Source organism: Streptomyces niphimycinicus (genome assembly GCF_018883605.1).
Lineage (GTDB): Bacteria > Actinomycetota > Actinomycetes > Streptomycetales > Streptomycetaceae > Streptomyces > Streptomyces niphimycinicus.
Window position 1 is genome coordinate 1 of the sequence record NZ_JAHLEM010000356.1, and the last position, 885, is coordinate 885.

The following is an 885-nucleotide window of genomic DNA, read 5'->3' on the forward strand; positions in this document are numbered from 1 at the left end:
CTGATCAACCCCGAGCGCTCGGCGTCCCGGCATCCGCTGTTCCAGGTGATGCTGGCGTTCCAGAACACCGCCGAGGGCCGGGTCGAGCTGCCCGGGGTGGTCGCGGGGCCGCAGCCGATCGGCCATGACGTGGCCAAGTTCGACCTGTCCTTCACCCTGTCGGAGACCCACCGGGACGACGGCGCGCCCGCGGGGATCGAGGGGGCGCTCACCTACAGCACCGACCTGTTCGAACGGGACACGGTGCGGATGCTGGTGGACCGGCTGGCACGGCTGCTGGCCGCCGCCGTCGCCGATCCGTCCGCGCCGGTGGACGGGCTGGACGTGCTGCTGCCCGGGGAGCGCCACCGGATCGTCGAGGAGTGGAACGACGCCGCGGTCCGTGAGGTGCCCCCGGCCACCATGGCGGAGCTGTTCGCCGGGTGGGTGGCCCGCACCCCGGACGCACCGGCCCTGCTCACCGAGGAGGGCACCTGGACCTTCGCCGAACTCGACGCGCGGGCCGGGCGGATCGCCCGGGCGCTGGCCGCCCGGGGAGCGGGACCGGAGAAGCTGGTGGCGGTGGCACTGCCGCGGTCGCCGGAGCTGATCGTCTCGCTGCTCGCGGTGGTACGGGCGGGGGCGGCCTATCTGCCGGTCAACCCGGAGCTGCCGGGCGACCGCATCGGATACATGCTCGACGACGCCGAGCCCGCCCTGCTGCTGACCTCCGGCGCCGTCGCCGGACGGCTGCCGCGCACCACCGTGCCCACGGCGCTGTTCGAGGCGCTGGACGCGGCCGACGCGCTGGACGGGGCCGTCACGCTGGACGGGGCCGTCGCGCTGGACGGGGCCGTCGCGCTGGACGTGGCCGTCGCGCTGGACGTGGCCGACACGCTGGACGCG

General features: G+C 75.3%; 1 protein-coding gene. It reads left to right on the forward strand.

Translation table 11 applies throughout. The features are described from left to right. A partial coding sequence (locus tag KN815_RS28580) for an AMP-binding protein (protein WP_216344784.1) occupies positions 1-885 on the forward strand: 885 nt, incomplete at both ends.